Here is a 1,744-nt window from a genome sequence, read left to right as displayed (position 1 = left end):
GTACGGCGTCCAGCGCCGCCCGTACGCCCGGCAGCCGGCACCACGCCTCCCCGTCGCTCTCCTCCCGGAACGCGATCTCGAAGACGATGCCGCGGGAGTGGACGTGCCAGTCCCATGTCGTCGCGCGGTTGCTGATCGCCGACTCGACGAGTGCGTACTCGTACGCGTCCTTCCACCGCAGTGCGGAGGAGTGCGCGTCGGACACCTCGATGGACCACCAGTCGCCCATGGCTGCTTCCTTCGGCTCCAGGCGCAGTCTTCCGCCGGCTCTTCGGCCCCCCACCGTAGGCCGGTGCCCGCGCGCTTGCCAGGGGCGCTCGGGGCGCGTCGCGGAGAGTGGGCCCGCCGGCCGCCGGCGGTCCACCCCCGGGCAACTCCCGGGCGCCCGCCGGATACCCGGGCTCAGCCCTCGATGAGCCGCTCCAGCACGGCCTGGAACTCCCCGTCCACCATGATCTTGATGCCGTCCTCCTCCATCACGCTGAGCCGCGTCAGCGACCCGGCGCGCCACCAGTAGACGTCCGGCGTGATCCGCCCTACGCCTTCCTCGAAGCCCGCGGCGGCGAACTGCGCGAGGGTGTTGAGGCCGGCTATCACGTGCCGGTCGCGGATCGCGTGGAACGCGATCTGGTGCCGGAACGGCATCGCCACGAGCGCGCCGTCCGTGCTCAGCCCGCGGCCGGTGACCCGGGGCACCAGCTCGTCCAGCGTGAGCACCAGGCTCGCCGTGAACATCGACTCGCCCATCACCACGTCGACGCGGGCGCCCTCCTCCTGCTCGATCGTCTCGTGCGCCTCGACGGGCAGCCCGCGCAGGTTGTCCAGCGCCCGCGCCCGCAGCACGGCGACGTCGCCGAAGGGCTCCAGCGAGGAGCGGGGGAGGACCATGACGCTCTCGGGGAGGTCCAGCGCGAGCACCTCGCGCAGCCCGTCGGCGAGCGGGCGCGCGTAGTCGAAGCCGTCCGAGCCGGCCATCTCGTCGGGCAGCAGCCGCGGGTAGAGCTGGGCGCGGAACTTCTCCGCCGGCATGGTGTCCAGTACCGAGGGGCCGTCCATGGCCCGCAGCATGATGCCGATGTGGCGGCGGGTCAGCTCGGGCCAGACGCGGGGGCCGCGGGCGTCGTTGTGGCAGACGGCCGCCAGGTTGCCCAGGCCGAACTGCCGGCCCGAGCTGTCGGTCACCGAGTCCGCGCCGACCGTCACCTCCAGCCCCTGTTCGGCGAAGGCCGCGTGGACCCCGGCGCGGAAGCGCGCGCCCTCGTCCTCGGAGAAGAACTCGAACGAGGCGTCGCGCGCGGTGTCACGCGCGTCGCGGCGCGGCTTGCGACCGAATATCCCCACGGTGGTGCCCCCTGTACGTCCGTACGCCGTCCGCGCCGCCGCCCGGCGTGCCGGCCGCGATCACGGTCGTTTTCGATCGTAGCGAGCGCCACTGACGCTCCCGCGGCCCGGTCAGTCCTGCCCCGCCCGGGCGGGCACGACGCCCAGGCGCACCCCGGGCCGTACACCCCAGCCGGCGAACGCGCCCGCCTCGGCCTCCAGCACGTGCCGCGCCCGCAGCCGGGGGCGGCCGAGGCGGCCGGGGGGCATGGTGCGTACGGCCAGGACCGTCAGCCGGCGGTCGAGGTAGGCGACGTCGATGGCGAAGCGCATGCCGAGGGTGTGCACGCCCTGGGCGGGGGTGAGGAGGAGGGCGCCGGCCAGGCCGTCGCGGCCGAGCAGGCCGCGGCTGCGGCGGGCGAAG

General features: G+C 74.4%; 2 protein-coding genes and 1 pseudogene. All 3 read right to left on the bottom strand.

Annotation, left to right across the window (positions count from 1 at the left end):
- Positions 1–229 (bottom strand): annotated as a pseudogene (locus H5J30_RS31285) (hypothetical protein); the annotation flags it as partial.
- 173 nt (positions 230–402) lie between these two features.
- Positions 403–1,341 carry a DUF1444 domain-containing protein gene (locus H5J30_RS31280; protein WP_181790908.1) on the bottom strand — a complete coding sequence of 313 codons (939 nt, stop codon included), beginning with the start codon at positions 1,339–1,341 and terminating at the stop codon, positions 403–405.
- 111 nt (positions 1,342–1,452) lie between these two features.
- Positions 1,453–1,744: DUF192 domain-containing protein (locus H5J30_RS31275; RefSeq protein WP_181790906.1), on the bottom strand; the 292-nt coding region annotated here is incomplete at its 5' end.

This window comes from Streptomyces phytophilus, assembly GCF_013870535.1.
Classification (GTDB): domain Bacteria; phylum Actinomycetota; class Actinomycetes; order Streptomycetales; family Streptomycetaceae; genus Streptomyces; species Streptomyces phytophilus.
This window is presented reverse-complemented; position numbering and strand designations above follow the sequence as displayed.